Source organism: Arthrobacter sp. MYb213 (assembly GCF_002979915.1).
In the GTDB taxonomy this organism is placed as follows: Bacteria; Actinomycetota; Actinomycetes; order Actinomycetales; family Micrococcaceae; genus Glutamicibacter.
Genome location: NZ_PCQA01000005.1, coordinates 243,888 through 270,317, shown reverse-complemented (window position 1 = coordinate 270,317; position 26,430 = coordinate 243,888). Strand labels below are relative to the sequence as shown.

Below are 26,430 nucleotides of genomic sequence, written 5' to 3'. Positions count from 1 at the left end.
CGGATGCCAGCGAAAACTGGGCACGAGAGTTCTATCCGTAGGCTCCGGGGTAAACGCCGCGCTGATACTCTTTGCTAATGCGGATACTGCTTACCCTTCTCGGCCTCGTTGTCATCGTCGCCTATTCCGTTCTTGGTGCATTCTTGATGAATGACTGGCCAGTGGTAGCCGCCAGCGGGATGCCGCTGGACACGACCATCGCTGACATGAAGGTTGAGGACCAGCAATACACCACCATTCCCGGGCTGTTCTTCGCCGCGCTAGGCATCCTATTTGCCCTGATCTGGGGTGCAACAACGGTATGGCGCCGGGCCAAACTGCCAAATTTTGCGGCTTTGTCGCTGTGGGCCGGAATCCTGGCGCTGGGAGCACCGGCGTACATTTTCACCTCGCTCGCTAATCTGAACTCTGTGGGCGATACCTATGTCGATTGGAATTCCGGGGCTGCATTCATACTAGAAGCACCCCTGTATGTGACCAGCGGAATCGCGTTTGTGATCGCTGTGGGGGCATTGACCGTAGTGTTGGCCAAAGCATCCGCAGGGAAAACATCGCGAGGTCAGTGGCACGGCGACCGGGAAATAGCTTAGCTCGCAGACCTTCGTCGCTGGCGACGCAGAGGTACGGAACGAGCTCGCACAAAGTCCAACTCTTCATCTTAGCCGCGAAAGGCTCCCTCACCGGGGCAACTTTGGTAAAAAATCGCTACCCCGGCCTTCTTAAACGGAGCATTCCTAGTCAGCCAGATAGGAGTACGCAGGGCTCGCCACGTTGAGCAACTATCTGCGTCCGGAGCCGGCAGCACTGCTGTTTATAGTCATCGTCACTTGGTACGCAGCGTATGACTCGTGGCTTGGTACAGCAGTTGGGCAACCTTAGTCGGTTTTCGTGACCACCCGAATGGACACTGTCCTCCAGCCTCGATTTTTCCTGAGGTGACGGTGCTGCCACACCATACTTCACCATTGCAGAAATCCTAGATGCCACTTACCGCACTCAAACATGAGCCCATTTAGCGTTTTGCCCTGTTTGATTTGAAGCCCTGTACCTGCAGGTTAGGGAATGAGGCGATCTTGGCGATAGCGATCGAAGAGAGCCAAGAATGCGTCCTCGGTCCTCCGGTATCCGGTGAAGCCAGCCACCCGGCTCTTGCCCATATCCGCGGTCACTTCGATATCCCTGCCCAAATCTCCGTCCGTATGCCACCATGAGGCGATGCGGGAGAGGTCGGGTTCAATCAGTCCATGTTTCTCACAGATAGCCGCCCAAATCGACTCCATGCCCACCATCTGCTCGGCCAGAGGACGGGGCTGGCTATCGAAGCCAACCGCTTCAACGCCAAAGTATGCTGCCAAGCGTGGCCACATCCAACGCCAGCGGAAAACATCACCATTAACCACGTTGTAAGCCTCATTGCCAGCATCGGGTGTAGTGGAAGCCCAGATCATTTGTTCGGCTAGCAACCCACTGTCAGTCATATCTACCAGGGAGTTCCATTGAGTTTCAGAGCCAGGGAAAACGAAGGGGATATCAAGCTCACGGCAAATCGCTGCCTGCGCCGCTAAGGTCAGACCCATGTTCATGGCGTTGCCAACCGCATGCCCAATGACCGTGTGCGCGCGATGCACCGACCATGTGAATCCTTGATTGGCGGCGGCTTCGAACAGGACGTCTTCCTGATCATAGTAGAAGTTCTTAACGTTCAGACGAGGCTCTTCTTCATGAAACGGTGTATCAGGCATTTCTCCGGACGCGTAGGCCTCAAATGGACCGAGGTAATGCTTCAAGCCCGTCATGAGAGCCACATGTTGTACCGGGGCGTGTTTCAGGGCCGCAAGCAGATTCCTCAGCATCCCCGCGTTGACCTCGATATTCTGCTCCTCTGTATCCTGGCGCAGCCACGCTGTAAAGAAAACGTGGGTGGGATACTCCCCCGCAAGGGCGTGCTCAAGGCTTGTTGCAGAGGTGAGATCCGCGGAAATGTGGCGAGCCCCGGACTGGCCGGTGTCCTTACGCGACAGCGCAAGGACATTCCAGTCTTCTCCGAAAAGGCGGGCAACCAGAGCAGATCCTGCAATACCGCTGGCTCCTACAACAAGAGCCGTGCGTTGATTCTCGGGTGACTGAGTCGCGTGCATGAACTGCCTCCTACATGGTGCCAGTAAAAGTATTTCCTCACTTTCAACCCTAACCCTTTAGATGTGCTTGATTTCCCAGACAGAAGAATTCAAAGAAGCGAAGCCTCGTTGCAGCTTCGGGGTGCATGCCACCGCCGTTGTATCTTCCGATACGCGCTAAGCACGGGGAAAGCTGTAGACGACTATTACTCAATCGGCTGCGGCTTAGCTCCGGCAGCTACAGCGCAGGACTTGTTGGCTAACGAAGTCGACATAACGACGGTGTTCCTTTATTTAGAGAGGGAATTTAGCGCGCAATGACCATAGTGTTTGGAACGCGTTTCTACTTCCCGCGCTAGAACGGGAACAAATTCGCAGTGATGCATCGGTGAATGATCAGCCCTTTGCCGCCAATGGCTTTGCCGGCTGAAGACTCCAAGAGGCCTAAAAGGAAAAGCGAAACCACACACGGGGTCATTGAAAGCACTATCGTAAATCTCAGCTTTAGATCTGAGAGACCTGCAAAGGAACCGCTACAGTGATAGGGCTTTCTCGAATAAGAGGTTTCGTTTGCCATAATATGCCTCGGTGAAGCCCAATGCTCGCATACCAATGCGCTCACACACTCGCTGAGAGGCAAGATTTTTTGGATCAGTGACTGCGATAACTGCTCGAAGTCCGTTCTTTGCAGCGTCCCGCATAACAGCGCTTGCGGCTTCAGTAGCATAGCCTGCCCCTTGGGAATCGGGGTGTAGATGCCAGCCGATCTCCACAGGAGCTTCGCCCTCAACACCTACGGAAAGCGGGACCGGTTTGAGTAGGATATTTCCGAGCAAGTCCCGCGACTCACGAGAAGTAATGATCCAGATCCCGTATACCGGATCGTCGATGGCACGACGACGAACGATGGACTGCATAGCTTCAGATCTATCTGTCATTGTCTTTGCCTGAGCCCCGAGGAAACGCACGGTCTCCCATCGGGATTCAAGGTCCAATAGAAATTCTGCGTCGCCCGGCTCCCATGGCCGCATGAACAATCGCTCACTGCTGATAATCCGCATGGGTCAAGTATCGATCAGGCCTTCTCCAACGGCAGTGAAGCCAAGATCGTGTCTTGCAAACCGGTCGATATACAGGTCAGTGAAAATAGCCCGGAGGCCCCGCGCAGATGCTGCTTTCGGGAACCTGCTTCAGGAAGGAACAAGCTCGGAAGCCTGCAGATCTCTCATTGGGAAGGCTCGATACCCTGACCTGCTACTTATCAACCGTTGGACGAGCTATTGGTTAGATTTTGGGCGTCAGAATGTTTTGGAGCCTTCGGCTGAATCGACTCGTGAGATGGAAAGATCAAATGTATGACTATTCAAATTGAATATGCACGAGACCCCTACGCTGTACGGCGCATCTTAGAATCACTTCCGGAGTGGTTTGGAGATCTGGAGTCAATAGACAGCTACGTTAGCGACGCCGCCAATGAAAATTTCGTGAGCATACTGGCACGCGAATCTGGAGCTACAGTTGGTATTTCTTTGATACGTCGGCACTTTTCAGAATCCGCGGAATTACACTTGATCGCGATCTCGCCGGAAGTGCGTGGCCACGGCATCGGGCGAGCACTCATCGAAAAGATTGCCGCAGACCTAGCCAACGACGGATGTGAGCTCCTATCGGTTCACACCGTAGGACCGTCATTCGACAATGAAGCATATGCCCAGACACGTTCTTTCTATCGAGCAACAGGCTTTTACCCTTTAGAAGAGCACAGCAACCTCGACTGGTCAGGACCAACGCTTATCCTCGTCCGGCCAATTACACCTGCCCGATGAGCCGAACCTTCTGCGGGGCAAGCCTTCAAAATGGCGACTGAGGTAAGCGAGGGCGAAGCCAGAAGATTGAAAACGGCAGTCAATCCGTTACTCGTGCTTTCTGGAGAATTATTTCAGTCTCCACCGGATAGAACCCAAGGTTGGAATTGATGGCCCGCATCCACGTATTTTCGTCATCGCTGCTGGTCCTGATCTTTTTCACGTTGCCAAGCTTGCTGGCCTGCTCAAGACTAGCCAGCTTGACCGCCATCCCGAGTCCTCTGCCTCGATGTTGCGCGAGCACTAAGGTCCCTTCGACCTGCGATGGACGATTCTCATCCGCTCCAGCGAGTAGACAAGTCCACGCCGCCACGCTTCCCTGAGAGTCAATAGCTATTGATTCAATGACACGGTGACCTTGCGCCACCCAAAGCTCTATTTCGCTGGCATACTCCGCAGGAGACAATGGTGATTCCGCCCAATCAAGCTCCCCGTTCGGGGCTTCAGCATCCACCAGCCCTTTGATCTGACCAACTTGCTCCCGAAATTGTTCAGGCACACCGTTGAGATGCGTCGAGAGATCATAGCCATCCACCTGGATAGTGCAAGGCATAGGGGCCATACTAAGATCCAGTTCCACTACAGTTTCTGTGGTTGAAAGGGCGTACCCCAAGGGTCGAGAGAACCGTTTGGTGAGGTCCTCAATTTCCTCCGTTGAAGACCGATACGCGCTGGATATGAACCGCTCTGTGGAGTCTTCACTGGTGCTTTCGACGGTTCGTACCAGGGCGGTTCCAATCCCTGTTTTTTGGTGATTTGGGTCGACCCAAACAAATACCCAAGTGCTCTCCGGAGTATCTTTGGCGTTCATTCCAGCTGCGAAGCCGAGCAGTGTTGTCCCGTTCCAGGCTCCGACCAAATGGTTTCGCCAGCCATTGTCTGCACGCCAAGCTAGAATTCTGGCTTCCCTGCTGAGGGGTTCCCATCCTGGCCGAGCCTGTCGAGTGGCTGCGCATTCAATGGAATAGACAGCTGACATGGCTTGATCATCGTAAACGTTCAGAGGACGAATCTGCATAAATGCCACTTTACGTGTTTCTAAATAAATACCGCGCGAAAGGCGGTTTCGTAGGGATTAGAGGGCGTCGCGTAAAAGGAGCTCTCTCCGGGAATGGCCCTAGGAAGTTAAACTTGCCCCGTTAGAGCCTAACGACCATAGCTCCGTCGAAGACTGTTCGCCCACCAAGCCGAATCCGGCCACCTTCTGTCAAAGCGGTTAGTATTTCACTGCCCATTCCCTGCGTGATCTGCAGATTACGAGCAAGCCTGGCAGTAACGCGAATAGCTGCAGCTCCAGTCGCTTCATCTTCAGCGATGCCCGAGACAGGTGCGAACATGCGGGAACGCAACTGGCCACCAGCCTGATCTTTCCACGCGTAAGCATAATGGCGACCATCTGCGAAAACGTTCGCGTCGAGGGCGTCGAGGTCTCCCGCAGACTGCATCGGAATCCATTCATATTCTGGGGCCCAAGTTGCGTGAGCTACGATCCATGTCGCGTCCGGCAGGTTCTCGACAGTCACATCTCCGGCCTTCTCACGAAGGACTGACGCTGGAGTTCCGTTCCGGACAAGCCACCACGCTGTTCCCACGCTCGGATGCCCTGCGAATGGGAGTTCGGTAACTGGAGTGAAGATACGGATCCTGACAATGTGGTTCCCTACCAGGTCTTGGTCGATACCGTCTACGAAGACGGTATCGCTAAATCCTAACAATGCTGCGATCTTCTGTTCGCGCCCTTCACTGGCGACGGATGTTTGAACGATACCCAATTCGTTACCGTGACGGCCCTGTGCGTCGGTAAAAACTCTTACCACGTCAACATCTATCGTCTCAGTCATGGGACGAGCTTGCCAGAATCGACTTCGGCTCGCTAATCGAAAGCACCTTCATTTGAAACGACATCACGCCCGCGAGAGAATCCTTCTATGTGAAGGAACGTAGCTAGTTTGGCGCGGAATCAACCACCGAGCGGACGACACATGGCAACACGAGGCCACTGATCTAATCCACGTGCGGCCTCATGCTTTCGGATTCCCCGCAGTCCTGGTGACAGCTGATTCGTCGGAACGATACCAAAGCCTAAACGAGCATAGTAGGGCGCGTTCCACGGAACATCGGCAAAGGTGGTTAACGTCAGCGCGACACAACCCTGTTGTCTGGCCCATTCCCCTGCCCTCTCGATGAGCTGACGGCCAATCCCGAAGCCCGCATGGGTCGGATGTACAGAGACTTGCTCTATATGCGCCACGTCTTCTAATAAATCCAAAAGAATGTACGCAACAGGTTGATCTAAATTATCTGTGCCCACCCACGCTCTTCCCTGGCGTTGATACTGAAGCAAATCTTGAATGGACATCGTTTCACCGTCGGCAATTGATGCCATGCCTTCGCCGACGAAGACAGCATCAGCAGCACGCTCGATGTCGGGGAGCAAGCAAACATCATCGACCAGTGCAGCACGAATCATGAAAGCCATTAAAGCACAGGGCAATTCAACGTCTTCCACCCTACAAGTCGTTCCGTAGGCGAACTCCTTGTGGGATAGGTGCAATAATAACGATCTTCGTTCTGCCCTATGACCGGCTCCATAATGGTATTGACGCCAGCCCGAGAGCGTTTCTGCCACCATCTCGGCATCCTGCCGGGTAGACAGAATGACTTAGTAGCGGTGACCACTAGAATCCGCGAAGGTTCACATCTACTGAAGCACTACGACTCAGTGACCGGTGAGGGTGCGTTGTTGGAGACTTAGAGTGCCGACCTGACGATCACAGAGAGTATTAGCTAGCCACTCCGGAAACGGCGACTGCTAGGACTCCACCTGACCCCTCACTGAGGACACCGTTGAATTGCACTGCATCGACCTCAACCCTAGACAAGGCTTCAGATACCGGCACAACGTTGTCCTCGCCGTCACAGAACAAGTCAACAGAATCGCTGTCTCTCCAGTTAGACCCGGACTGAGTAGTGAATCCGAAATGGATTATCCCTTCTCCAAAGCAACTCACGCTGAGCCCCGTCATCCGGGCACCGGAAGCATAGGTGAGAACGATGCCGGATTCATCGCTTGCTGGAGTCCCTTGGCCTACGCGCAGAGAACCTCCGCCCAAGGAACCCTTCGCAGCCATTGCTGCCTCGTTGAACTTATTTGCCTCGTTCTGCGCCTGCTCCCAATCGATCTCAGGTGTTGACGCACACGAGGTCAAGCTGACGGCGAGAATAACGGGAATGACGAGGGAGAAAGGGTATTTAGGCATATCAAATCACTCTATCAAAGAGGCAGGAGAGCAAGCCTGCGGTGTAATAGCTATGGTCGAGGACAGCGTCGGAAGTGTCTGGTGTTCAACGGTAAAAGTCACACTTTCAAACGCAAAGACTCTCGGTTCATGCTGTTCCGCAGGGGAACCCTGTACAGGACCGCGACGTCAAAAGGCATGGATTTTTTACGCATCCAAACGTGAATCGGCAAACTCTTCCGTGGCATACTGGCGAAATGCCCGACGATTACTGGCCTCTCTCCCAATTGAAACTTACAACCAAGCGTTTGGAACTCCGCGTACCAAATTATGACGAGTTATCCGAGTTGGCCCATGTCGTTGCCACAGGTGTGCATGAGCCGGGCGAACAGCCCTTCTTGACGCCCTGGACGAATCTTCCTCCTCGTGAACGAGCACTGCACATTATGCAGCAGCATTGGAGCCGCCGGGGCGCTTGGCGTGTGGAAGACTGGGCATTGGAAATGGGAGTGTTCCGTGGCGGCCAGCCGCTAGGCATGATTACTCTGAAGGCGCGCAATTTTTCTGTACTGCGTGAAGTAAAAACCGAGTCGTGGCTCGGTCTCGCATTTCACAAACAGGGCATCGGCACTGAGACCCGAGCAGCCTTGTTGAATCTTGCATTCGAGGGGCTGGGAGCCGTCGCTGCACTGACAGAAGTGTTCCAGAATAACCATGGTTCGCAAGGTGTCTCGCGGACGCTCGGCTATTGCCACGATGGTATCTCGCGGGATGTTCTCGACGGGCGGGTTGTAATCTCCGACAGACTGCGCCTCAATGCCTCAAATTGGGTCCCGAGCGATCCCGCAGATATGGTCATCATCGGCCTCGCAAAAGCCCGCCCGTTCTTCATCGCTTAGAAAACAAACCAGAGCGACGCCGCCCATTAGGCGAATCCCCTACGGACATGAGATAACGTGGAGGCACTTTTGGGAGTTTCCGTTGCGTCTGCCCAAATAACTAAATGCTTCTTGAGTACGCATTGAATGCACTGCCATAGCGGCGATTTAGAACGCTGTGCTCTTATTTCGGAAGTCGACGACGGAGCGGAACAGAAACACTGCAGCAGTTAGAACCAGCAGAATTAGAGAGACGGGAGTCCACCATTCTGGTAATCGTTCGGCAAGCACGATCCCTGCCATACAAACCGCCAGTGATGCCCCGAAGAGATAACTGCTCCATTTAGTCATATATCGAGCGTAGCCGTTGTCATTTTCACAAAATGACTGCATAGAGCGCCCAAAACCGTTTGCACTACGGCTTTCCGCTCGCGAGGGAACCCTCTACGGGACGCCGACTATCACCGACGTTGACGCTGGCTCGTTGAGCTTTGCAATGGGTTTTCAATTGTTCGGTTGTTGAGGCGTAAATACGGTATTAGATAGCGGCGCATAGGCATACCACCCAGTGCTTTCTCCACGTCGCGTTGCCTCCTGCGCACGCAGTACTTCCTCTTCAAATTCTTTGATCTCAACAGCCAAAGCATCGAACACCTTGGCGGCTTGAGGGTTAAGAGCAGGCCCGCTCGCCCGATATTTGCGTTCGGGCACATCTTCTACGACCGTGACTAATTCGATTTCGAACTTATCGCCAAGTTCTTCAGCTACACGTTGCGCTAACCGTTCACCCTCGGCACCGAATCGACTGGCTAAACCAGGCGATTTCCACTCATAGTCTTGGTTCAAACCTTCATAATAAGACTGTTCCCACTGCGAGAGTTCGTGTGTCAACGCATCGGATAGCTGCGCAGTGTCGTAGTCAATCGGCTCGTTAAACCACAGCACCGTGTCGGCATAATCCGGAAACAGACGCACCGTTGAAGGCACGGCCTCACGCGAAGAATTCATATCGCGATCATACAGACACGGTCCAGTCAGAACCATCCTCAGTTTGCAGCCCCGACGGATGGAAAAGCGACCGGCAAGGACCGTGTCCCGCCCAGCCGCCGCTCAATCCCCCGCTAGCCAAGCTTTCCCCAAGGACCGGCAGACTCAAGCGGAATTCTCGCTGACTTCTGCGACATGATCAAAAACGCTATCCCGGCGAGCATTACTGCAATAGCTAAACCGAGTAGGGCCGTGTCGGTTGATGTCGCTGGGCAGCCTGCAGAGCTGTCATCGATTTCAGGGCAGCTTCTCCACGGCTGCAAAAACATCACGACGCTTCCTCCTGCTCCTGAGAGTACAAAGAGGATTCCCAATGCCATGTAGACGGACTTCCGAAAAGAGTGCATACCCCATCTAATCACGGCTTCACTTGGATATTCATCGAATCGTAAGCATGGCTCTGTACGGGAGTGAGCTTTTTCTCTAGCCACGGTTCTAGAAAAACACGGTGACGATTAGCACGCAGTAAGGCGGTCACATCACCGAGCACAGGAGACAAACTGGGCACTAGTCAGATTCAGAATATTTCCGAAACCTAGGACTAGTTGTTTGTGTCGCTAGGTGGGGCTGCGGTATTCCGAGCTGCACTAAATATGCAAATAATTCTGGCTACCAGCACAACAAGCAGACCGATCATTCCCCCGACCGTTAGAGCATCCCCCTCCGAGATTTCGAAGTCATCCATACGAGGAAGCCCATGAGGGTCTTCATACTGCTGAAGTTCTCACGAGCCACTCGTGGCGATCTTTTTCTTTGTTGCTTCGACCAGCATCGCGGCTCCATCACTTTGAACTATGTATCTTTTTCCGCTCGTCAGTTCAATCTCTAACGCTGGACCTGATTTCCATAAAATGACGGTGGAACGGTCCTGCCCCAGTTTCCACCCGCCGCCGAGATAATCCGAAGTGTCCACATGCTCCACATATTCGACCCTTGAAATCTCCGGATAGGAAAAACGTCTCACCCCAAAAGGAAACAACCCAAGAGAAACGTGTCTGTCCTTCACCCGTATAAAGCTGAATGAAACGACCACCCCTATGGAAACGTAGGTTCCAATCACGACGAAGGCAATAAGAATAGGCTGCATGGAGCCACTCAGCATTGGCGGAATATAAGATCCAACCACTACCGCAAAGATGACCACGCCCAATAGTTTCGCCCACCAAGGCGAAGCAGTCCTATCCTTTACAACCATTGGATCTTTCACACGCACCCTTTGGCGGATCTATCATTCTTAGTCATTAGATGATTGTTCCGTAGCAACGAACCATGGGGACTGATATGCAAAGTCAGTTCTGCTCTGAACCCATTCTTCGACCGTGATGATTTTCCCAGTTTCAACCTCTTGGTAAATGACCGCTGGTACACCGGACTCGATGAGTTCAAGTTCAGCGCTGCTGAGGTTTTTCGAAATTTCTTCGAAACGAGGTTGCTCTTGAGCTCCAAAGAGTTCAGAAAGCTCGGTGGGAGAAGGAACAGGTTCAGTCGGCGCGGCCATTGCGGGTGCTACTAGAATCGTGCCCGCGAGAAGTGGAGCGCTAACAATGGCAATGGTCGCCGAGAGAGTCTTTTTCATTAGTCCTCAGAATGTTGGAAGTTACAGGTAGTGCAACTGTTATCTGCAACTTAAAACATATCCTCATCACCCGAAGAATTACGACGCCCAAATGACAATGCACGTATCGAAGCGATAACGATTCGTCCCGATGAAACATTTTGAAAATATGCGCACCGCAAGGACATGAAGTGCTAATCCGAACTCCAAGATTTTTACTGCGCTGCTTGGATCACCTGTAGGGGTAGCCCCTTAGCGGGTCCTGTACCGGGCACTGATCACGAGATCCACAAAAATTGTCGCCTTGCCTAGCCCACGGCTTCTTGGCCCGACTCTCTGAGCCGAAAGGCAACCGTCTTATGCGGGAACCGGACAAGGCCGGTGTCAGCTGTCCTTGCTTGTTCGCCTAGGCTACGGACCTTCGCTAAAACGGCGTTCGTGTCTGGTCTCTGCGCAACGAAAGCCCAGGAGCTAGCCAAGCGGACGAGCTGGCTAACCGTCATCTCGTAGTTGAAGAGGAATTCTTTGCGTTCGAAGGTACCGCGTCCCGCTAATTCTTTGGGCGCACTGAGCGTCTGGTCGCTAGGGGTACCGTCAGGTTCGACGATTGAAGCAAGTGCCTGCACCCACTCGTTGGTGCGGTCCCAGGTATGCCAAGCCATACCCATCATGCCGTTTGATTTGAGTACACGATTGCATTCATCCATGGCTTGTTTCGGCTCGACCCAATGCCAAGCTTGGAAGCAAATAACGGCGTCTACACTGTTATCCTCCACCGGTAGGCATTCCGCTGAGCCACTAAGAGTCGTGATGCGCTCACGGACTCCGCAAGCCAATTCCTGACAAGAAGATCGGAGCACCGAGAGCATGTTGGCAGAGGTATCAACGGCGATGACGGAATGTCCAAGGGAGAGGATGCTCCTTGTTCCTAGCCCTGTACCTGCTCCGAGATCCAAGACTGTCAGCCGTCGACCCTTCACAGGTGTCCCCAACAGCCACGATGTTACCTCCGCTGACCACGCTGGCCGAACCTCATCATGCAGAACAGCACCGTGAACCGAAGCTCTTGGTGCGTTGCGGGTCCGATTCATGCCTTCAGCCTATCGATCATCTGGTAAAGCCCCGTATTGAATATTCAAGATAGTTCTTGCCGGTGCGAAGATTCGGTGCATCACAGCAGTCCATGAAATGCAGTGAGTAGCCCTAGATGGACACTATCCACCCAGCACAAGTCGTTGACCTTATGGCAGAGTTATCGGTGATCAATTGACTCAGAGAGGTTAATTTAGTCGCGGATCTTGAGAAAAATCCGGAGCTGGCCTCCCGACTATGCCGTGAAGCGCAAGCGAGATTGATGCGTCGTGTGGAAATGTTGAGCGTCGATACTGTCCAATCGCCAAGCCGTTTACCGGGATGGACGGTGGCCCATGTGCTGACTCATCTAGCTCGCAATGCGGATGCTCATGCGCGTCGACTGTCAGGTGCTCTGAGCAGCAAGGACGTTCCCAAATACCAAAGCGGCGCGCACCAACGCCGCTCCGAGATTGAAAAAGGGGTCACGCGGTCAACTGGTGCGATCATCGCAGATCTCCAATCCAGCATGGAGCATCTTGAAGAGATATTCACAGCATCCACAGCTGCAGGCTGGCCCAACGGGCACTTCCTTGGTGGAGGACATTACGGCGTAGCGGGTTGCCCTGCGCACAGACTCCGCGAGGTTAAAATGCACCACGTCGATCTCGGGCTGGGCTACAGTCCGCTGGAATGGCCAGAGGAGTATGTGAACTGGGACCTTCCGCTCCTGCTTAAAACCGTGACCGAGCGGTTTGACACCTCTAATAGTCGGCGATTGTTTATGGCCTGGTTGGCCGGGCGCGGGTCGCTGGACAGTGGCACAACGCTGAGCCCCTGGTAGCCATACTCACGACTCGAACAGCGATAATTGGAGCGTTCGGTACCGGTTACCAAATTCACGTTAGCTCAGTGTCCGTGCGATGAACGACTACCGGGGCAGGGTGGGCCGAACGGGTCACCTTCGATGGCAGGTCGTTGAACGGGGTCTCAGATACTGACTGGAGACCCGGGCCGCAGGTGGTACCCATCTTTGACGTGTGAGTAGTCTCGTGCTGTTGTTACTAGGCCGGAATCGTCGAATGAAAGTACCGTGCACCCCGAAACCGTCATTGGTTTGTCCTGGATAAACATGACGACCCAGTACTCGACGGAGGCTGAATTTCCATCCACAAGTGGTTCACCGAACCATGTCTCTGCCGGTTTGGTTTCTTCTGCGAAGCATTCCTCCAGATAAGCGCGAAGGGCGCTAGGCCCGTGCAAAGGCCTAAACATCGATGCCCAGTGGTCACCATCCTCGGCCTGCAGCTCGACAATTGCGTCTGCGTCCTTGAGTGGCCATGCCTTGGCCCATGTCCTCGCCCAGCGTTGTGAAGCTTCGATAGTTCGCATGTTAATTTCCTCGTGACTTAGATGAGTGGTTGCTGCTGGTTTTTTCGAGAGGATGAGCAGCCCAATTCCCATAAGACAGGCAGTTGTTTGCAATGATACTTTCGGCCGAGCAGATTTTCAGCGTAGGTTCTTCTAGCGTTGCCCCGTGCTGGTTTATTCACGTTGCTCTGCAAGCCGGTGCGTAGGAGGACCCCTCTACGGGACGTTATCCGTCAGATGTCAGCTGCTCATGCGCTATAAGCCATCCAGACTCGTACTTGACGAGAACGTTGGTTCCTCTCCCGGTTCCAGATCGCGGTTGACCCTGAACCAAGCCGGTCCATGAAAAATGATAACGGCAGACAGCGATATCGGCTCCCACCGCTACCCAAGCTAAGTCATGGATTGAATAAACCTCATCCTGGATCGCATCAAACGTATCCTGCAGTGCAACTCGGATTTCTGCGTGTCCATAGTGGGATCCATCCGAGAACCAATAGCTAGCATCTGGCGCGATATGCGCAAGCACTCGATCTAGTACTCGTGAATTATTTGCTGCTTCGTATGCCCGCATCGTTTGGCTCAGTGCGGGAACGGAATCGTCGATAGAGGTCATAATCTCCATCTTGGTCTAAAGCGTTCAATGAACCAACCCTCAGCAGACACCTTTTAGAGAGCGAGAACGGTGTCGATTTGGACCCTTGCACCGAGCGGAAGCGCCGCCACTTGAATTGTTGTGCGCACAGGGAAGGGTTCACGCAGGTGATGGGCGTAGACGGTATTGATGGCTTCAAAGTCCTTGTAGTCCGTCAGATAGATCGTGGTGCGCAGGAGTGCTGAAAGACTCAACCCAAGTTCGTGCAACAGCGTCTCCAAGTTGGCCATCATCGACTTGCACTGCTCCGTTACATCATCCGAAACCAGGGAACCGTCATCAGTTCGCTGGCCGATGATTCCGGCGGTGTAGCCCGTGTCGCCGTGCTGCACGAAGTGCGAAAAAGGGGCCGTGGACTGGTGGAGCCGGGGACTGAAATGGTGCTTGGGCATCGTTGATACTTTCTGATGGCGGCAGAAATTCGCTTCTGACGTGGCGGGTACAACGCTACCTTGAAGCCAAATAATGTCGTCTTTCACCAGTCGTGGGCATTTCTTCTTCAGATATCATCCATTCCGTAAGAGGAACACTGAACGACGCATAGCACTTGCTAGGATTCCCAACGGACCTCGCCGTCTTCCAACATGAGTGTCGGATGTAATCCCTGATTTTGCGCGACACCGATGGACGCGAAATGTGCCGGATGCACGTACGCTGCGAAGCTGTTCACACCTTTAGACCGCAACCAGCTGCTCATTGCGCTGGTGGATTCGGACGCTATCCCCTGGCCTTGATGGATTGGTGAGATAACCCAGGCAATATTGGCAACTAGTTCCGGTCCGCTCTGCTCCACTGTGGCCTGAACAAATCCGATTGGCGCGTCGCTGTGTTTCAGTTTCACGATCCAGTTGAACCACCACTGCAACCCGTCTTCGGAGTGCCCGACTGACTGCGCCGCGTATCGACGCTGCAGCTGTTCAAGCGAGGGTGCTTCGCCGCCCGTGTATTCATACATTGAAGCATCCGCCAACACTTCCACCATTCCCAGTGCATGCTCCATCGAGAGCGGTTCCAGACGCAATCGCGCCGACGTGACGGTTTCAATTTTTGGCCAATCCATTAACTAAGCATGACAGGCCTGCCCGAGCCGCGAGCAAGAGGAACCTTTACCGGCGCGTTGAGGAAATCACTACAGGGGAGGCTTGCGGTGACGTCATGCCTCACTTATCCGACGCATGACACCACCGCTATTCGATTAGGTCAATTCACGGAACCCAAGTCGTTTATATAGCTCAAGCGCAGCACCGGAAGTTCCATCACCGATCCGCAGACTTAGAGTGTCCGCGCCATGCTTCTTACAAGCAGACATGGCAGCGGCAATCAAGGTGCGACCCAGCCCGTGCCCATGATGGCGCGGATCAACAAAAAGATCGATGATGAATGGGCCGAATAGATCTTCATCCCAGATCGATTCCTCGACAACGAAGATCGCCCCAATCGGCGTTCCCTGTTGTAGTGCGACAAAAGAGGCATATTCGAGGAGCTGCCCATATTCGTGGGCGAAGGTTTCTTCCATCTCGGATTGCGCTTCTTTAAGATTCCCGGCCGCAACTCCCGGTGGGTACGCTGCGAAGTACGCATCAGCTAGCGCCGTTGAGGATGATGATTCTGCATGGAGAATATCTGCGTAGGAAGAAACAGTGGGATTGAAATCTGCGTGCTGAAGAACAGCTTGCAAAACATCAGAGGGCATGACAAATCCATTCGTAGGTCTTCTGAACTAATTGAGAGAAAACTTTATGAATGGAACATGATTCGAATCTAGCACCGAAAAGATCAACGGGCTACAGAAAATTTTCCAAGACTTTTGAGTTGCGGAAGAGGCTCAAATGACCTTCGATCGAAGTGTCCCGCAAGCCGGTCCGTAAGAGGAACCCTAACTGGGACATAGGACCGGCTTATCACCCAGTTCCCCTGCCTACGCTCATGCTTCTAGACATATCAACAAAATCTCCTGCTGAAGCTTGATATGCAATCGTCCGGTACCCGTTTCATCCAGGTTCCCCAGACGAGGTCTCGACCCGTTTCGGTCCTGGCCACAGCACCAGTTACCGCTCTAATACAAGCCTTCGTTCGTCGGTTGATTGTCTCGGACACGGAAGAACCATCACTGCTCTATGGCGTTCGAAGTACCTTCACCGGATCGGCGTTAGCAGCATATGCAGCCGGCACCAAAGAACTAGCTCCAGCAGAAAGCAACGCAAGAATCACTATGCCAAGACAGAAAGCGAACGGCGGTACAGAACCTGTTGAGACGGCAATTCCAAGGCCGCCTAACATTCCCACCAGTGCACCCGCCACCGCTGGGATCAGTGTCCTGATGAGCATGAGCGTGACAATGTCACTTCGCGTTGCGCCAAGAGCACGCCTACGGCCCAGGTCCTTTCGGCGGACAAGGATATCGGCAAAGACAACCACCGCGACGAGCAACGACCCAATGCCCAACGCGCCATATAGCAAAGACTTACCAAAAGATCCCAAGTCCCCGACGATCTCATCATGAAGCTTCGCCATCTGCAGTGGCGAACGCACAGAGATAGCTTCAGGATCAGCGAGCTGCCCGAATAAACTCAACACCGATCCCTGAGCCACCGCAGCTTGGCTGGCATCATTCAAGATCAGGTGCAGGTTCGTTGCGCTGCTTCCCGACTGAGCTTCGTAAATCACTCCTTGGTCCAAATCAGTGAATGGATCACGAGGGGTATAGGACCCGACAATCGCGAAGTCCACAGGAATGTCAGCATTGGCAATTCGAACCGCCCCCACCGGGTATTGCATCCCCAGCTTGCGTAGAGCTTGGGTAGAAACCAGGGCTTCTCCCGGTCCGGGATAGCGTCCCGCTTCCAATTGTGCGACCGACCCTATATCTCCGATAACCGCCCACGCCGGGACCGGCGTTGCACCTTCCCCAATCGCCAGATTCTTGACGTCCGTCGGCGATCCAAGGCCAACGGAGCGTTCAATCACAGAGAAATTGGATGCCATCGAAATGATCGATTCGCTGATCAGACCGTCGGCTTTCTTATCGGTCACCACCAGCTGTCTGGCGCCGGAGGAATCAATACGCTGCGCCACCTGTTCTTCAGCAGCCGCGGTCCGGCCGACAGTAGAAATAGTCATGATGCACATGGCAGCTGTAATCAAGCAAACTAGCGCCGAGGGAACCTTGCTAGCCCAGGCGGTAGCCAGTGCTTCACGGAGCAACATTTTCAATGTCATAGCGCCAGCACCTCATCTGCGCGACTAATGACATAAGGATCGTGGGTCGCGATCACTACAGTGCGCTGCTGGGTTCCGGCATCCTTCGAAAGGATATCCAAGACACCGGCGGCATTCGTGGGGTCGAGGTTTCCAGTCGGTTCATCGGCCAGAATCACCGCAGGATTATTAATCAGCGCCCGCGCGACAGCGACTCTCTGTGCTTGTCCACCAGAAATCTGACCAGGCTTGTGATCACTGCGCGCGGCAACACCAAGTTCTTCCAGCAGCTGCTCTGCCCGGGCCATTGCGATTTTCCGGTCCACACCGGCATAGAGCGTTGGCTCAATAACAGAATCGATAATGGTCCGCGATGGATCCAACGACGAGTCTTGAAAGACGAACCCCAGCTGATCAGCCCTAACCTTTGACCGAACAGCATCAGGAGTAGAAGACTGAGGCTGGTCGTGGAGAAAGACTTCCCCTCGGCTTGGCGTGAGCATCAGCCCCAGCACGTAGAGGAGGGTGGATTTCCCACGCCCCGAAGGACCGGTGAGTGCAGTGACTTTCCCCGGGGCGAATTGAAAGCTCAAGCCATCAAAAAGTTCCTCAGAGTCCTTGGTGTATTTGAACCCCAAATCACGAACGCTGAGGATGCTCACCGCGCCTCGCTGTTCGCTGCAAGGACTTGCACAGAGGTTCCTTCTTCCAGACCTTCGACGATGACAATTCCCTGTCCGCTGGCAACTACCTCAACTGGGACTGGCCCGTTTTCGGTCACTACTTCTGTCTCGCCTGAGGCAGTGGTGGTAACCGCCGAGGAAGGAATGCCGATACCCTTGGTTTCGGGGACGACAATCACCTTGGAGCGAAGGGTGACGTTGCTGCCAGCAGGCAGTTCGTCGCATTCCTTATCGCACACCGATCCACCAGAGGGCCCGGCCAAAGTATGGATGACGTTTCCTGATTCATCGGTGGTCGTTTGCGCTATCTGAGCTTCCCAGGTCAGGTCGCCATGGTTCACCTCTATGGCGGAATCCTGCGGAATCAACGCAGCTTGTTCACCGGTCAAAGACATCGTGAAGGTACGCTCCCCGCTAGGGGCAAGAACGGCGTCTTCACCTCCAGCTAGATTCTTTCCCGGGCGGATCGCTTCGCCTATATCCACCTGGCCGGGCAAAGAGCTGATCGCAACCATGCGTCCTAGCGCGATACGGCCATCTGCCTTTTGCTTAGTCGCAATTTGCCACCCCTTGATCGCCGAAGTTGTGGCAGCATCAAAGCGGGTATCAGGGGTGCCGCTGAAATACTCCTGGTCCTTGAGGAAGCTTTCAACCTGCTTCACATTCTCGCCCGAGGCCTTAGGTCCAATGTCTTGGTACAAGGGTGTCTGACCTGAGATCACGTAAACATCGGATCCGGCGACGGAGTAAATGACGTCTCCTGGCTTTTTCTCCCCTTCCGACACTGAGGACACGACTCCGGCCAAGTGGTTGCTCGCAACCACTTGGACCGGCTGTTTCACTATTGTGGACAGATTCAGTGAGGAACCAATGGCTGATGCTTCGGCCTTGGCCCAAACATTTTGTTCGCTTTCCTGCGTCGTCTCTCCTTGGCCCACTACTGTTGCGTTGATTGCCCATCCGGCTGCACCTGCAGCAACTGCAATCGCCGCAGCGGCGGAGAGGAATTTTGGCTTCATCCAGCTGGAAGTATCAGCGCTTCTAGTTCCCATACAGAATCTCCGAAGGTGGAGATGAAGGACATTTCTGATTCATTTCCGCGGTATCGACAGTTTCCAAGTTCATTGCATCGTAGGGTGTCCATGATGCTGAGCCGCTAGCAGTTCCTTCAACGAAGGTTTCTTCACTTGGCAGTGAGCCGGTTTCAACGCCATAGTCTTGGAGGCATGGGATGAGGGTGTCGCGGTAGTAGCCGTAGAAGATACGTAGCTGCGTTCGGGTCGGGGCTTGGCTGTATTTCAGGTCCATCGGGTACTGAACTTCACAGGTATAGGAAGCTTCTGCAAGCGCTTCTTGCTGCCCCTCGGTACTTTTAGTGGTAAACGATCCATCGCTCTCCACGGAGGTGGGGAACCCGAGAGTGCTCAGGCATTGCGCTTGCTCTGTAGGCCAGTCCTCCTGGGAAACGTATCGGACTCTTTCTACCTCCGGCCATGATTTCAGGCCGCTCATTTCCTTTAGTTTTTCCACAAAGTCATCCCAGGTATATTCGGCGTAGCCGCCGTTATCCAGGGGATCATCTTCATTGCTCACCGGTGCTGGCGGTGCTGACATCGAGGATTCAGCTGGCGTATTGCTTGCTGCAGAAGAACTTGTTTCCGTACTCGGTGAATCGATGCTACAGGAAGTAAGGAGGAGAGGCATAAGCGCAATTAGTGCGAGGCCTTGGAGCTGAACTGATCTTTTCACGCTAAATGCACTCTTTCGAAACGGTCATAAAATGATGAAGGCGCCTGTCCCTCAGCGATAAACCGATTCCCTGCGTGACTTGGCTTACCCGGAGTATATCTACTTTCGGTCGTTATGTAACGCGCAGCACACCTGAAGAACCTGAACGTTGGGAGCGCGCAGGAGGATTACAAGATTATTTGGCGCGGTTCCGTTTTCTGCAAACCTTATGGTCGTTTATCTATCTATATGCGATCCACTAGCGGCATATATTAAGCATGAGGAGATTCAACTTTAGTGCCCTGGAAAATCACTTGAAATCGTTGTGGCTTCTTTTCAATTGAGGGACTTTTACGCATGTTCTTTCGATTTTCATTTCTATCATCGATGTTTCTAGAGAATCTTCACCCAGGGAACCCGCAGTGAGGAATCGTCGACGAATGATGGCGACGGGACTGCACGATGTTGGTAGACGTCTTGCGGGTGCTGGAACCGCGCATGCGGATAGGAAGTTGAAGCCCGCAAGGGGAACCACCTGCGGGACATGGCCAAGGCCTGCTTGATCCAATTCCGCACTTATGAGTGGTGGATTGAAGTCGATTCGTCGGATCAGGCCAAAGTCTGTTCTAGGTATTGGTCTTTTTCGTTGAATACAAGGTGGCCTTGGGCTCCGTTGACGATTGGGAGTTGTGGCGGGACATGGCCGCATTCCACATTGCCGATGATGGGTATACCGAGCATTCCCAGGGCATCGAGGGCCGCCTCTGCCTGGGTGAGAGTCGCAGAATCAGGGGCGCCGGTGCGTCCCACGAGAATGGCTTTGGCCCCGTCGAAGAATCCGGCCAAGCGCATACCGTGGAGATGTCGGCAAATCGTAGTTGCATCAACGCTGGAAGCTTCTATATAGACGATCAAGGACCCAGAGTCGTCATTGCGCAACGCCTCGGAATTCAGGTAGGGGGTACCGGCGAGGTTGACCATGGTCTCTATGCAGCCGCCGATTAGACGGCCTGTAACGCTTACCTCGTCCTGTCCTTTGTCGAGCCGTTCCCAAGCTCCGGTGCCGTTCCATGTATTTTCAGTTAATTCGGGCTGGTTTTCCCAATCGTCCCAGTCATTGACACGATAAACGCCAGGCGATGCTTGCTTGAAACTTGATCCAGCAGGCAGTGAAGCGATATCTATCCATGACATCAACGATTCCGGGACACGATATGGCGTGTCCAGGAGGTTGCTCCCATGGAGCGTTGCCATACCTGTTCGGAGCGTGACCGGGGTGAGTAACGTTGAAATATCGGAGTACCCCACGAACCAGGTTGGTTCTGCGGAAGCGAGTGCATCGAAATCAAGGTGAGGAATAAGGTCAATGGCGGTTGCCCCTCCCCACGGAGGCACAATGGCTTTGACCGTGGGGTCCAAAAGCATCCTCATTAGCTCACGGGCTCGTTGTTCAGCGGGTGCGCTGATGTGAGTGGAACCGTCCATGCAGTCACCCATATCCACTGAGAAACCGCGGTCACGCAATTGCTGTACGGCGAATTCCAAGCGTCGCGTAAGCGATCCTGGCACACCAGTCGACGGGGCAGTAACGCCAATTACATCGCCGGGTACTAGCGGCCCAGGGTATCGAATCTCCATGAATTCATACTTGCATGCATAAGTGAATAGCTAATAAGTCTTCGCGAACGTGACGTTACTAGACCCCTAGGATTCAACAGCCAGCAAATTGTGAATACCGATGGGGTCGAAGCCTTCGTAAAATGCTGCAGCACCGTCCCGCAAGGTGTATGTCCGGAAGAGCGTTTAGAGCCGTCCCGTATGGCGACCGGCTTGCGGGACACCAATCACCGAGGTTGAATTGAGCCTGCCTGGGTGACGATCAAAGATACGCTTGCCACATGGTCTACAACACTCATCAGCGCGAAATTGCAGCCCCCGCTAGCGAAGTAGGGCCGCTCATCGACTCGCTTGCGGGTAAGAACGATCGACTATGGCCCCGAAGCGAGTGGCCAGCAATGCGCCTGAACGGACCGCTTGGTGTGGGCGCAGCGGGAGGACATGGGCCAGTGCGCTATTTCGTGACTGCATACGAGCCCGGCAGACGGATCGAATTTCAGTTCACTAGTCCATCGGGCTTTAACGGGCACCACTCTTTCACTGCCACCAGCCTTACAGACACATTAACGCTGCTCCGGCACGAGCTTTCCATGTCGCCAAGTGGAACGGCAAAACTTACCTGGCCACTATTCTTCCGGCCCATGCATGACGCGCTTATCGAAGAAAGCCTGGATCGCGCAGAAAACGAATTCGGCTCTTCTCCAGGTGCTGCACACCGTCGGTCACTGTGGACGAAGATCCTTCGGGCACCGTTCTCCGCACGGATGACCCGCAAGTAGGAAGCCCGGTAAAGGTTCCGCCTACGGGCGGCGTCGTACCGAATTGCTATCTAAATGTTGAAGAATGGACGGGCTTTTGCCAGACCGGTGACGACTAGATCCACGGGATCGGTCGGTACCCAATCTGGAGCGTTGAGGCGAAGGCGGTCGGAGACTACGGCTCGCCCGGCAAGAACGTCCCGTGAGATGCCATCGTGAAGATACCCGAGCCTACGCGAGACGCCTTGCGAGCCAACGTTGTCTTGGAACACCTCGGTTAGTGCGGTGACAGCTCCCAGTCCTTCAAAAGCAAGATTCAGCAAGGCTGTCCGGGCCTCTGTGCCAATGCCCTGCCGATGAAATTTAAGGCCAAGCCACGATTCGGTTTTAACTTCGCGCAGGACAGGAAAATTACATGCCTTCAGCGTGACCATGCCTACGGGCTGGTCTCCACGGAATACACCCATTTCCAATGCCCAATTCTCCCTAGACCACGCGCCCCGTCGGCTCCAATGTTGCTGCATCACGTGAAGTGCCCGCTCACGGGGTGGAAGATTCGTCCAAGGGGTCAAAAAGGGCTGCTCGTCAGGCTCGTGCACGCCGTTGGCCGCGACCTGAGCCAGTTCGTATAATTCATCATCGTTCGGAACGCGGAGTTCCAAGCGCTTTGTTGCAAGCTTCAATTGGGCGAGAGGCCAGTAATCGTTCAGCATCTCGCCAGTATGGCACGGCTGCTTCCACCGGTTCACGTTTTGGCATGCGAAAAGCCGCATGCCAATTGCCGCCACTGTCCTGCAGAGGGTTCCGCTTGCGTGACATCGAAAACTATCGCTTGTTAGTCACACCGGAAAACTGAACTCACATTTTTCAAAGGCTTTATCCAAATACTCATGGCTTTCATCCGCGGCCGAAGATTGAGATTGCCACAGCGCCATCAACCATGCATGCAAGCGCAGCACAGAAAGCTAACATCGAGCAGTACTTCAAATAATCTATCTGTGTCCAAAAGTTAAAAAGTTAGGAAGGCCGTTACAGTAACGGCCTTCCTAATCATGAAATTTAATACACAGTAACTGACTTCAGCGTCGTGGGTCCGCTCAGCTTCACTTTTACCTTTGGACCGACCTTGCTGTAGCAAACACTACTGCCGCAAGCCCGCATTGAGCGATTCTGCGAGCCATAGCTTACGCGGTGATTCCAACTACCGGTCTGCGTTCCGACGCCAACAAAACCATAATCAACATACGGCGTGCCTCCACCGTAGAGGCATGCATTGACGGAACTGGTGCAACTGCTGGCAGGAAGCAGCGCGTAAGGCTGAACGTTGTTTACCTTCTCAACCTTGGTGATTTCTGCTGTTCCCACGTCCTGATGAACGACAGCTGGTTCGCCTGACTCCAATAGCGTCACCTCTTCTTCGCTGAGGTTCTTCGTTATTTCCTCGAACTTCGGTTCCTCTTGCTCTACGAAGAAACCGGAAAGCTCGATAGGACTAGCCGCATATGCAGCCGTTGAAGGGGTAGCCACATCTGGCGTGGATGCGGCCATTGCTGGGGTGGTAAGGATAGAACCTGCGAGCAATGACGCGCCGATGATGGCGGCAGCCCTGGAAAGATAATTTTTCATAATTCCTTAAAACTGAGATGTTGACCAGTGTGGATTTTCTAGTCATCCTTACTCTAACTTGGGAATTTTCTTCTTCCATAGGGATATGCATTGTATTTCATATCGAAATGATAACGATTCTATTTGCCAATAAGGAGGCTGGGAGAAAAGAATTTGTTACCAGTCAGATACCACCGCTATCACACGTGGATTATTCAACGCCCCTAAAGCGGACCGAATTCGAGCTAAGCAAACTCACCACCTATCCCTCAACTGTCGGCATGCCTCCTTACACTCAAGAGTTAGAATATATATTCTAAGGATTGGTGTTGTAATGAAAGTTGATAGAATACAGGTTTGCGAGCTGTCAGGGTCTGCCCCGCACCTGATCGCGGCAGCGGTGGGACGGGTACCGGCAGGGTACCCGTCCCCTGCCCAGGACTACAGTGATACGAAAATTGATTTGTCAGAGATGCTGATCCGCGACCAGGTCTCCACGTTCATTGTCCGCGTCTCAGGTGACTCAATGCAGGGTGCGGGGATCAGCGATGGGGATGAACTGATCGTGGATCGGTCGGTGCAGCCTAGAGATGGGCATGTGGTCATCGCGGTGATCGACGGGGAAATGACCGTCAAACGACTGACCACCACACCCCAAGGAGTGGTGCTGAAAGCCGAGAACCCGGACTACCCGGATTTACGCGTGGCAGAGCTTAGCGATTTCCGGGTTTGGGGTGTGGCCACCACATGCCTACACCACCTCTAGAGCCACGTCAGACCTATATTGCCCATGTTGACGTGAACAGCTTCTATGTCTCGTGCGAGCGTGCGTTTGATCCGACACTGGAAGGCCGACCGGTGATCGTACTGTCCAATAACGACGGTTGCGCGGTCGCCCGCAGCTCCGAGGCCAAAGCACTGGGCATTGAAATGGGCGCACCGTGGTTCAAGCTCGCTGCCGACGCTGACCGAATTAATCTGGTTGCAAAGTCCTCTAATTATGAGCTGTACGGCGAAATGTCGGGGCGGGTCATGAAACTGCTGGGCCGTTTCTCCGCCTGGGTTGAGGCCTATTCCATTGATGAGGCTTTCCTGGGCGTGACTGGCACCGTCGATGAGCTGCAAGCCCTGGGTGAGCAGATCAAGGCCGAGGTGTTCCGGCTGACCGGGTTGCCGGTCTGTGTGGGCATCGCGAAATCTACCGGTACAGCCGAGTATTCGTTAGTGGCCTATTGGACCCGATCCATTCGGGTTCCGTCGTGGAATATGAATGTCGTTTTCAGGACTCGTCGGCACAGTCCTTCCGTGACCGGAAGGGAACGTTTTACGGGACATCGAAGTAAGTCGCGATCTCTAAACCTATTGATTCGTCAGTTCGTGACAACGCCAGGGTGCAAACCGGAAAGCACATCTCTATGCGATTACCTGATTTCACAGACGATCTCGTAAGGCTCAAAATTAAAGCCCTGACGCATGGCTTCTCTACAAGCTTCCTGGATCTGTTCATGCACCGGCCGCCCAGGTGAGAATGCACCGACCCGCACCTCGATCCGTGCCCCATTAAAATTAGACTCCAGTACAACCGCGGATTCCACTGCATCAATTTCCTCTATCTCAGAAGCAATATAGGCAGCCTTCTCTTTCCCCGGTTCCGCCGTACGACTAACGTCTCTGGCTTCCGCCCACGAATCGATGAAGTGATTCAGCCCAAGATGGATTGAGAAGCCGGCACCGAGCGCAAGGAACGCAGACGTTGCAACTATCACCAAGATAGTTTTTATCGTTCTGCCATAATTTTTCATTTTTACAGCATAGATTGTTTCACTGAAGTTCTGCCCGCTCCTCAGTACAACGGCAAAATCGTACGATAAGGGCGCAGCAAGCCATCTACCCACTGGACCATGGCTTCTCAATAGAAACCACTCAGAGCATGCCCGTAGAAACAACGCTATACGGCACTCGTAAAGCTAACGTTCAGATTCGATGCTAACAACACGGCAAGTGACATTGTAGTCATTCCACCACAGTCCGTTCCGTCCACATGCGTCCATGAGGCTGTTCTCAATATCTCGGTTAGTGACACTCGTCGTTACGTTGAGGAAACGATCCCTCGGAGCGGCCCCATCAGGCTCTGTCGTAAATTCAGTTTTTAATACCTCTGGGATTTTTTCTACCCTACCGATTAACACCTGCTCCTTCTCGGCATCGGTCCACGTCGCATATCGGACATGGTCATAAAGATACTTGGGAACATTGAATGGGTCGCCCGTAGCTAATTTACTGAAAGCAATTAGCAATCCGGCAACAATGAAGGTTACAACTAGGAATCCAACGCCGAGTTTAATTGCCGTGAATCTCTTTGAACTCATGGCGTAATTCTAAGCGGTTCTTCAGAGTCTGGTTTTCTAACTGATTTCGCAGAGAAAATCGTCGCTCTGAAACATGCATATTTTTCCTCCGCGAGCGGGAGTCCAACCGGTTTCTCGCTACTATTGCAGCAGAGAAGACAAAGCTGGATTCATGCCAGAGCTATCGATTAACTCTTCTTCGTTGTCAGATCGAAGGAACCCATGAAGAAAAATGTCACGAGTGCCACCCTGATTATGGCTCTCGCGCTCTCTGGATGTACTGCTTACGAAGTCGCGCCCGGCCCATCAGTTGTCCCAGCAGAGGAACTTGAACATGGCACTGACGGCGGCCAAGAATGGGCGGATACAAAAATCAATGAGTGGCTCGGAGCGAATGGAGCCAGGAATATCAGTGCACTCAGTGGTCCGACGTTCTACGTCGATTCATGGGAGTCCCCGGCTGAAGGCGAGCTAGTCGTGCGAACTAAAGGTGGAGCCTACGACAAAGTTGCATTAGGCATGATTGCTTCAAGCATTCTTCACGGCACGGGTGAGGACATGCAGAAAATCACTGCGATCAATGAGTACAACAAAATTCAAGCCACCTACGAACGGCTTAAGTAGCGCGGGCTCGTCTCGAGAAAACATTGAGTCACACGATAAAAACGCGTAAATCCATCCATCCGCTGGACTGA

At 53.4% G+C, this 26,430-nt stretch carries 31 protein-coding genes and 1 pseudogene; 8 read left to right on the top strand and 24 right to left on the bottom strand.

Annotated elements, in window-relative coordinates:
- Positions 1–77 precede the first annotated feature (77 nt).
- Complete coding sequence (locus CQ011_RS13700) at positions 78–590, top strand: hypothetical protein (protein WP_105678265.1); 513 nt, start codon at positions 78–80, stop codon at positions 588–590.
- 465 nt (positions 591–1,055) lie between these two features.
- Here the strand turns inward: CQ011_RS13700 and CQ011_RS13695 are convergent, their stop codons facing one another.
- Together CQ011_RS13695 and CQ011_RS13690 are read right to left on the bottom strand one after the other, a co-directional pair.
- Positions 1,056–2,138 (bottom strand): SDR family oxidoreductase, encoded by a 1,083-nt coding sequence (locus tag CQ011_RS13695; RefSeq protein ID WP_105678264.1) that lies wholly within the window; start codon positions 2,136–2,138, stop codon positions 1,056–1,058.
- A gap of 512 nt (positions 2,139–2,650) precedes the next feature.
- On the bottom strand, positions 2,651–3,178 hold the full coding sequence (locus CQ011_RS13690) for a GNAT family N-acetyltransferase (RefSeq protein WP_105678263.1): 528 nt from the start codon (positions 3,176–3,178) through the stop codon (positions 2,651–2,653).
- 294 nt (positions 3,179–3,472) lie between these two features.
- Here CQ011_RS13690 and CQ011_RS13685 point away from each other — a divergent pair, with 294 nt between their 5' ends.
- Positions 3,473–3,943, top strand: a complete 471-nt coding sequence (locus CQ011_RS13685; RefSeq protein WP_105678262.1) for a GNAT family N-acetyltransferase — start codon at positions 3,473–3,475, stop codon at positions 3,941–3,943.
- 79 nt (positions 3,944–4,022) lie between these two features.
- Here the strand turns inward: CQ011_RS13685 and CQ011_RS13680 are convergent, their stop codons facing one another.
- The 4 genes from CQ011_RS13680 to CQ011_RS13665 form a co-directional block, all read right to left on the bottom strand.
- Entirely contained in the window at positions 4,023–5,000 is a 978-nt protein-coding gene (locus CQ011_RS13680) for a GNAT family N-acetyltransferase (protein WP_146112627.1), read from the bottom strand.
- Between the two features lie 121 nt (positions 5,001–5,121).
- Entirely contained in the window at positions 5,122–5,823 is a 702-nt protein-coding gene (locus CQ011_RS13675; RefSeq protein WP_105678260.1) for a PhzF family phenazine biosynthesis protein, read from the bottom strand.
- A gap of 119 nt (positions 5,824–5,942) precedes the next feature.
- Positions 5,943–6,491, bottom strand: a complete 549-nt coding sequence (locus tag CQ011_RS13670; RefSeq protein ID WP_286161197.1) for a GNAT family N-acetyltransferase — start codon at positions 6,489–6,491, stop codon at positions 5,943–5,945.
- 274 nt (positions 6,492–6,765) lie between these two features.
- Positions 6,766–7,242, bottom strand: a complete 477-nt coding sequence (locus tag CQ011_RS13665; RefSeq protein ID WP_105678259.1) for a hypothetical protein — start codon at positions 7,240–7,242, stop codon at positions 6,766–6,768.
- 236 nt (positions 7,243–7,478) lie between these two features.
- Between CQ011_RS13665 and CQ011_RS13660 the strand changes: the two genes are divergently transcribed.
- Entirely contained in the window at positions 7,479–8,120 is a 642-nt protein-coding gene (locus tag CQ011_RS13660) for a GNAT family N-acetyltransferase (RefSeq protein WP_105678258.1), read from the top strand.
- Positions 8,121–8,603: 483 nt separating this feature from the next.
- Here CQ011_RS13660 and CQ011_RS13655 read toward each other — a convergent pair whose 3' ends face one another.
- From CQ011_RS13655 to CQ011_RS13635, 4 genes are all read right to left on the bottom strand, one after another.
- Positions 8,604–9,107, bottom strand: coding sequence for an immunity protein CdiI family protein (locus CQ011_RS13655; RefSeq protein WP_105678257.1), 504 nt, complete (start codon positions 9,105–9,107; stop codon positions 8,604–8,606).
- Between the two features lie 763 nt (positions 9,108–9,870).
- Entirely contained in the window at positions 9,871–10,353 is a 483-nt protein-coding gene (locus CQ011_RS13645) for a hypothetical protein (protein WP_146112626.1), read from the bottom strand.
- A 27-nt stretch (positions 10,354–10,380) separates the two neighbouring features.
- Positions 10,381–10,722, bottom strand: a complete 342-nt coding sequence (locus CQ011_RS13640) for a hypothetical protein (RefSeq protein WP_105678254.1) — start codon at positions 10,720–10,722, stop codon at positions 10,381–10,383.
- A gap of 287 nt (positions 10,723–11,009) precedes the next feature.
- Positions 11,010–11,792 (bottom strand): class I SAM-dependent methyltransferase, encoded by a 783-nt coding sequence (locus CQ011_RS13635; protein WP_105678253.1) that lies wholly within the window; start codon positions 11,790–11,792, stop codon positions 11,010–11,012.
- A 224-nt stretch (positions 11,793–12,016) separates the two neighbouring features.
- On the opposite strand from CQ011_RS13635, the gene CQ011_RS13630 reads away from it, so the two are divergent.
- A complete protein-coding gene (locus CQ011_RS13630; protein ID WP_286161202.1) occupies positions 12,017–12,616 on the top strand; it encodes a maleylpyruvate isomerase N-terminal domain-containing protein in 600 nt (199 codons plus the stop codon).
- 146 nt (positions 12,617–12,762) lie between these two features.
- Here the strand turns inward: CQ011_RS13630 and CQ011_RS13625 are convergent, their stop codons facing one another.
- The 10 genes from CQ011_RS13625 to CQ011_RS13580 all read right to left on the bottom strand — a co-directional run bounded on the left by CQ011_RS13625 (position 12,763) and on the right by CQ011_RS13580 (position 21,045).
- A complete protein-coding gene (locus tag CQ011_RS13625) occupies positions 12,763–13,164 on the bottom strand; it encodes a nuclear transport factor 2 family protein (RefSeq protein WP_181148126.1) in 402 nt (133 codons plus the stop codon).
- Between the two features lie 205 nt (positions 13,165–13,369).
- Entirely contained in the window at positions 13,370–13,759 is a 390-nt protein-coding gene (locus CQ011_RS13620; protein WP_219844215.1) for a YybH family protein, read from the bottom strand.
- 53 nt (positions 13,760–13,812) lie between these two features.
- The gene (locus CQ011_RS13615) at positions 13,813–14,277 is read right to left on the bottom strand and encodes a RidA family protein (protein ID WP_146112624.1); all 465 of its coding nucleotides are present in this window, start codon (positions 14,275–14,277) and stop codon (positions 13,813–13,815) included.
- Positions 14,278–14,348: 71 nt separating this feature from the next.
- Complete coding sequence (locus CQ011_RS13610) at positions 14,349–14,858, bottom strand: GNAT family N-acetyltransferase (protein ID WP_105678249.1); 510 nt, start codon at positions 14,856–14,858, stop codon at positions 14,349–14,351.
- Between the two features lie 135 nt (positions 14,859–14,993).
- Positions 14,994–15,491, bottom strand: a complete 498-nt coding sequence (locus CQ011_RS13605) for a GNAT family N-acetyltransferase (protein ID WP_105678248.1) — start codon at positions 15,489–15,491, stop codon at positions 14,994–14,996.
- Positions 15,492–15,913: 422 nt separating this feature from the next.
- Entirely contained in the window at positions 15,914–17,017 is a 1,104-nt protein-coding gene (locus CQ011_RS13600; protein WP_096256623.1) for an ABC transporter permease, read from the bottom strand.
- Positions 17,014–17,658: an ABC transporter ATP-binding protein gene (locus tag CQ011_RS13595; RefSeq protein ID WP_240520542.1), complete on the bottom strand. Its 645-nt coding sequence runs from the start codon at positions 17,656–17,658 to the stop codon at positions 17,014–17,016. The genes CQ011_RS13600 and CQ011_RS13595 overlap by 4 nt, the downstream gene beginning before the upstream one ends.
- Positions 17,655–18,731 carry a peptidoglycan-binding domain-containing protein gene (locus CQ011_RS13590; protein WP_096256622.1) on the bottom strand — a complete coding sequence of 359 codons (1,077 nt, stop codon included), beginning with the start codon at positions 18,729–18,731 and terminating at the stop codon, positions 17,655–17,657. The genes CQ011_RS13595 and CQ011_RS13590 overlap by 4 nt, the downstream gene beginning before the upstream one ends.
- Positions 18,721–19,293: a hypothetical protein gene (locus CQ011_RS13585; RefSeq protein WP_096256621.1), complete on the bottom strand. Its 573-nt coding sequence runs from the start codon at positions 19,291–19,293 to the stop codon at positions 18,721–18,723. The genes CQ011_RS13590 and CQ011_RS13585 overlap by 11 nt, the downstream gene beginning before the upstream one ends.
- Positions 19,294–20,016: 723 nt before the next feature.
- Complete coding sequence (locus CQ011_RS13580) at positions 20,017–21,045, bottom strand: S66 family peptidase (protein WP_105678247.1); 1,029 nt, start codon at positions 21,043–21,045, stop codon at positions 20,017–20,019.
- Positions 21,046–21,305: 260 nt separating this feature from the next.
- Between CQ011_RS13580 and CQ011_RS13575 the strand changes: the two genes are divergently transcribed.
- A complete protein-coding gene (locus tag CQ011_RS13575) occupies positions 21,306–21,803 on the top strand; it encodes a hypothetical protein (RefSeq protein ID WP_096179053.1) in 498 nt (165 codons plus the stop codon).
- A 50-nt stretch (positions 21,804–21,853) separates the two neighbouring features.
- Here CQ011_RS13575 and CQ011_RS13570 read toward each other — a convergent pair whose 3' ends face one another.
- Both CQ011_RS13570 and CQ011_RS13565 read right to left on the bottom strand, forming a co-directional pair.
- A complete protein-coding gene (locus CQ011_RS13570; RefSeq protein WP_181148125.1) occupies positions 21,854–22,495 on the bottom strand; it encodes a GNAT family N-acetyltransferase in 642 nt (213 codons plus the stop codon).
- 346 nt (positions 22,496–22,841) lie between these two features.
- Positions 22,842–23,408, bottom strand: a complete 567-nt coding sequence (locus tag CQ011_RS13565) for a hypothetical protein (protein WP_105678245.1) — start codon at positions 23,406–23,408, stop codon at positions 22,842–22,844.
- A gap of 313 nt (positions 23,409–23,721) precedes the next feature.
- Here CQ011_RS13565 and CQ011_RS13555 point away from each other — a divergent pair, with 313 nt between their 5' ends.
- Both CQ011_RS13555 and CQ011_RS13550 read left to right on the top strand, forming a co-directional pair.
- Positions 23,722–24,153: a LexA family protein gene (locus tag CQ011_RS13555; protein ID WP_105678243.1), complete on the top strand. Its 432-nt coding sequence runs from the start codon at positions 23,722–23,724 to the stop codon at positions 24,151–24,153.
- Positions 24,135–24,608: pseudogene (locus CQ011_RS13550) on the top strand (Y-family DNA polymerase); the annotation flags it as partial. The gene CQ011_RS13555 and the pseudogene CQ011_RS13550, both read left to right, overlap by 19 nt.
- A gap of 200 nt (positions 24,609–24,808) precedes the next feature.
- Here CQ011_RS13550 and CQ011_RS13545 read toward each other — a convergent pair.
- Both CQ011_RS13545 and CQ011_RS13540 read right to left on the bottom strand, forming a co-directional pair.
- Complete coding sequence (locus tag CQ011_RS13545; protein WP_146112622.1) at positions 24,809–25,189, bottom strand: hypothetical protein; 381 nt, start codon at positions 25,187–25,189, stop codon at positions 24,809–24,811.
- A 165-nt stretch (positions 25,190–25,354) separates the two neighbouring features.
- Entirely contained in the window at positions 25,355–25,756 is a 402-nt protein-coding gene (locus tag CQ011_RS13540) for a hypothetical protein (RefSeq protein ID WP_105678241.1), read from the bottom strand.
- A gap of 201 nt (positions 25,757–25,957) precedes the next feature.
- On the opposite strand from CQ011_RS13540, the gene CQ011_RS13535 reads away from it, so the two are divergent.
- Entirely contained in the window at positions 25,958–26,359 is a 402-nt protein-coding gene (locus tag CQ011_RS13535) for a hypothetical protein (protein ID WP_105678240.1), read from the top strand.
- The last annotated feature ends 71 nt before the right edge of the window (positions 26,360–26,430 follow it).

Excerpts from the sequence above, each read along its gene's own strand:
- CQ011_RS13555 (WP_105678243.1), top strand. The coding sequence starts at position 23,722 with ATGAAAGTTGATAGAATACAGGTTTGCGAGCTGTCAGGGTCTGCCCCG.
- CQ011_RS13680 (WP_146112627.1), bottom strand. The coding sequence starts at position 5,000 with ATGCAGATTCGTCCTCTGAACGTTTACGATGATCAAGCCATGTCAGCT.
- CQ011_RS13655 (WP_105678257.1), bottom strand. The coding sequence starts at position 9,107 with ATGAATTCTTCGCGTGAGGCCGTGCCTTCAACGGTGCGTCTGTTTCCG.
- CQ011_RS13635 (WP_105678253.1), bottom strand. The coding sequence starts at position 11,792 with ATGAATCGGACCCGCAACGCACCAAGAGCTTCGGTTCACGGTGCTGTT.
- CQ011_RS13535 (WP_105678240.1), top strand. The coding sequence starts at position 25,958 with ATGAAGAAAAATGTCACGAGTGCCACCCTGATTATGGCTCTCGCGCTC.
- CQ011_RS13610 (WP_105678249.1), bottom strand. The coding sequence starts at position 14,858 with ATGGATTGGCCAAAAATTGAAACCGTCACGTCGGCGCGATTGCGTCTG.
- CQ011_RS13620 (WP_219844215.1), bottom strand. The coding sequence starts at position 13,759 with ATGACCTCTATCGACGATTCCGTTCCCGCACTGAGCCAAACGATGCGG.
- CQ011_RS13685 (WP_105678262.1), top strand. The coding sequence starts at position 3,473 with ATGACTATTCAAATTGAATATGCACGAGACCCCTACGCTGTACGGCGC.
- CQ011_RS13690 (WP_105678263.1), bottom strand. The coding sequence starts at position 3,178 with ATGCGGATTATCAGCAGTGAGCGATTGTTCATGCGGCCATGGGAGCCG.
- CQ011_RS13640 (WP_105678254.1), bottom strand. The coding sequence starts at position 10,722 with ATGAAAAAGACTCTCTCGGCGACCATTGCCATTGTTAGCGCTCCACTT.
- CQ011_RS13600 (WP_096256623.1), bottom strand. The coding sequence starts at position 17,017 with ATGACATTGAAAATGTTGCTCCGTGAAGCACTGGCTACCGCCTGGGCT.
- CQ011_RS13545 (WP_146112622.1), bottom strand. The coding sequence starts at position 25,189 with ATGAAAAATTATGGCAGAACGATAAAAACTATCTTGGTGATAGTTGCA.
- CQ011_RS13660 (WP_105678258.1), top strand. The coding sequence starts at position 7,479 with ATGCCCGACGATTACTGGCCTCTCTCCCAATTGAAACTTACAACCAAG.
- CQ011_RS13675 (WP_105678260.1), bottom strand. The coding sequence starts at position 5,823 with ATGACTGAGACGATAGATGTTGACGTGGTAAGAGTTTTTACCGACGCA.
- CQ011_RS13565 (WP_105678245.1), bottom strand. The coding sequence starts at position 23,408 with ATGAAAAATTATCTTTCCAGGGCTGCCGCCATCATCGGCGCGTCATTG.
- CQ011_RS13625 (WP_181148126.1), bottom strand. The coding sequence starts at position 13,164 with ATGCGAACTATCGAAGCTTCACAACGCTGGGCGAGGACATGGGCCAAG.
- CQ011_RS13540 (WP_105678241.1), bottom strand. The coding sequence starts at position 25,756 with ATGAGTTCAAAGAGATTCACGGCAATTAAACTCGGCGTTGGATTCCTA.
- CQ011_RS13665 (WP_105678259.1), bottom strand. The coding sequence starts at position 7,242 with ATGCCTAAATACCCTTTCTCCCTCGTCATTCCCGTTATTCTCGCCGTC.
- CQ011_RS13590 (WP_096256622.1), bottom strand. The coding sequence starts at position 18,731 with ATGGGAACTAGAAGCGCTGATACTTCCAGCTGGATGAAGCCAAAATTC.
- CQ011_RS13570 (WP_181148125.1), bottom strand. The coding sequence starts at position 22,495 with ATGCTGAACGATTACTGGCCTCTCGCCCAATTGAAGCTTGCAACAAAG.
- CQ011_RS13695 (WP_105678264.1), bottom strand. The coding sequence starts at position 2,138 with ATGCACGCGACTCAGTCACCCGAGAATCAACGCACGGCTCTTGTTGTA.
- CQ011_RS13700 (WP_105678265.1), top strand. The coding sequence starts at position 78 with ATGCGGATACTGCTTACCCTTCTCGGCCTCGTTGTCATCGTCGCCTAT.
- CQ011_RS13585 (WP_096256621.1), bottom strand. The coding sequence starts at position 19,293 with ATGTCAGCACCGCCAGCACCGGTGAGCAATGAAGATGATCCCCTGGAT.
- CQ011_RS13605 (WP_105678248.1), bottom strand. The coding sequence starts at position 15,491 with ATGCCCTCTGATGTTTTGCAAGCTGTTCTTCAGCACGCAGATTTCAAT.
- CQ011_RS13580 (WP_105678247.1), bottom strand. The coding sequence starts at position 21,045 with ATGGAGATTCGATACCCTGGGCCGCTAGTACCCGGCGATGTAATTGGC.
- CQ011_RS13575 (WP_096179053.1), top strand. The coding sequence starts at position 21,306 with ATGGTCTACAACACTCATCAGCGCGAAATTGCAGCCCCCGCTAGCGAA.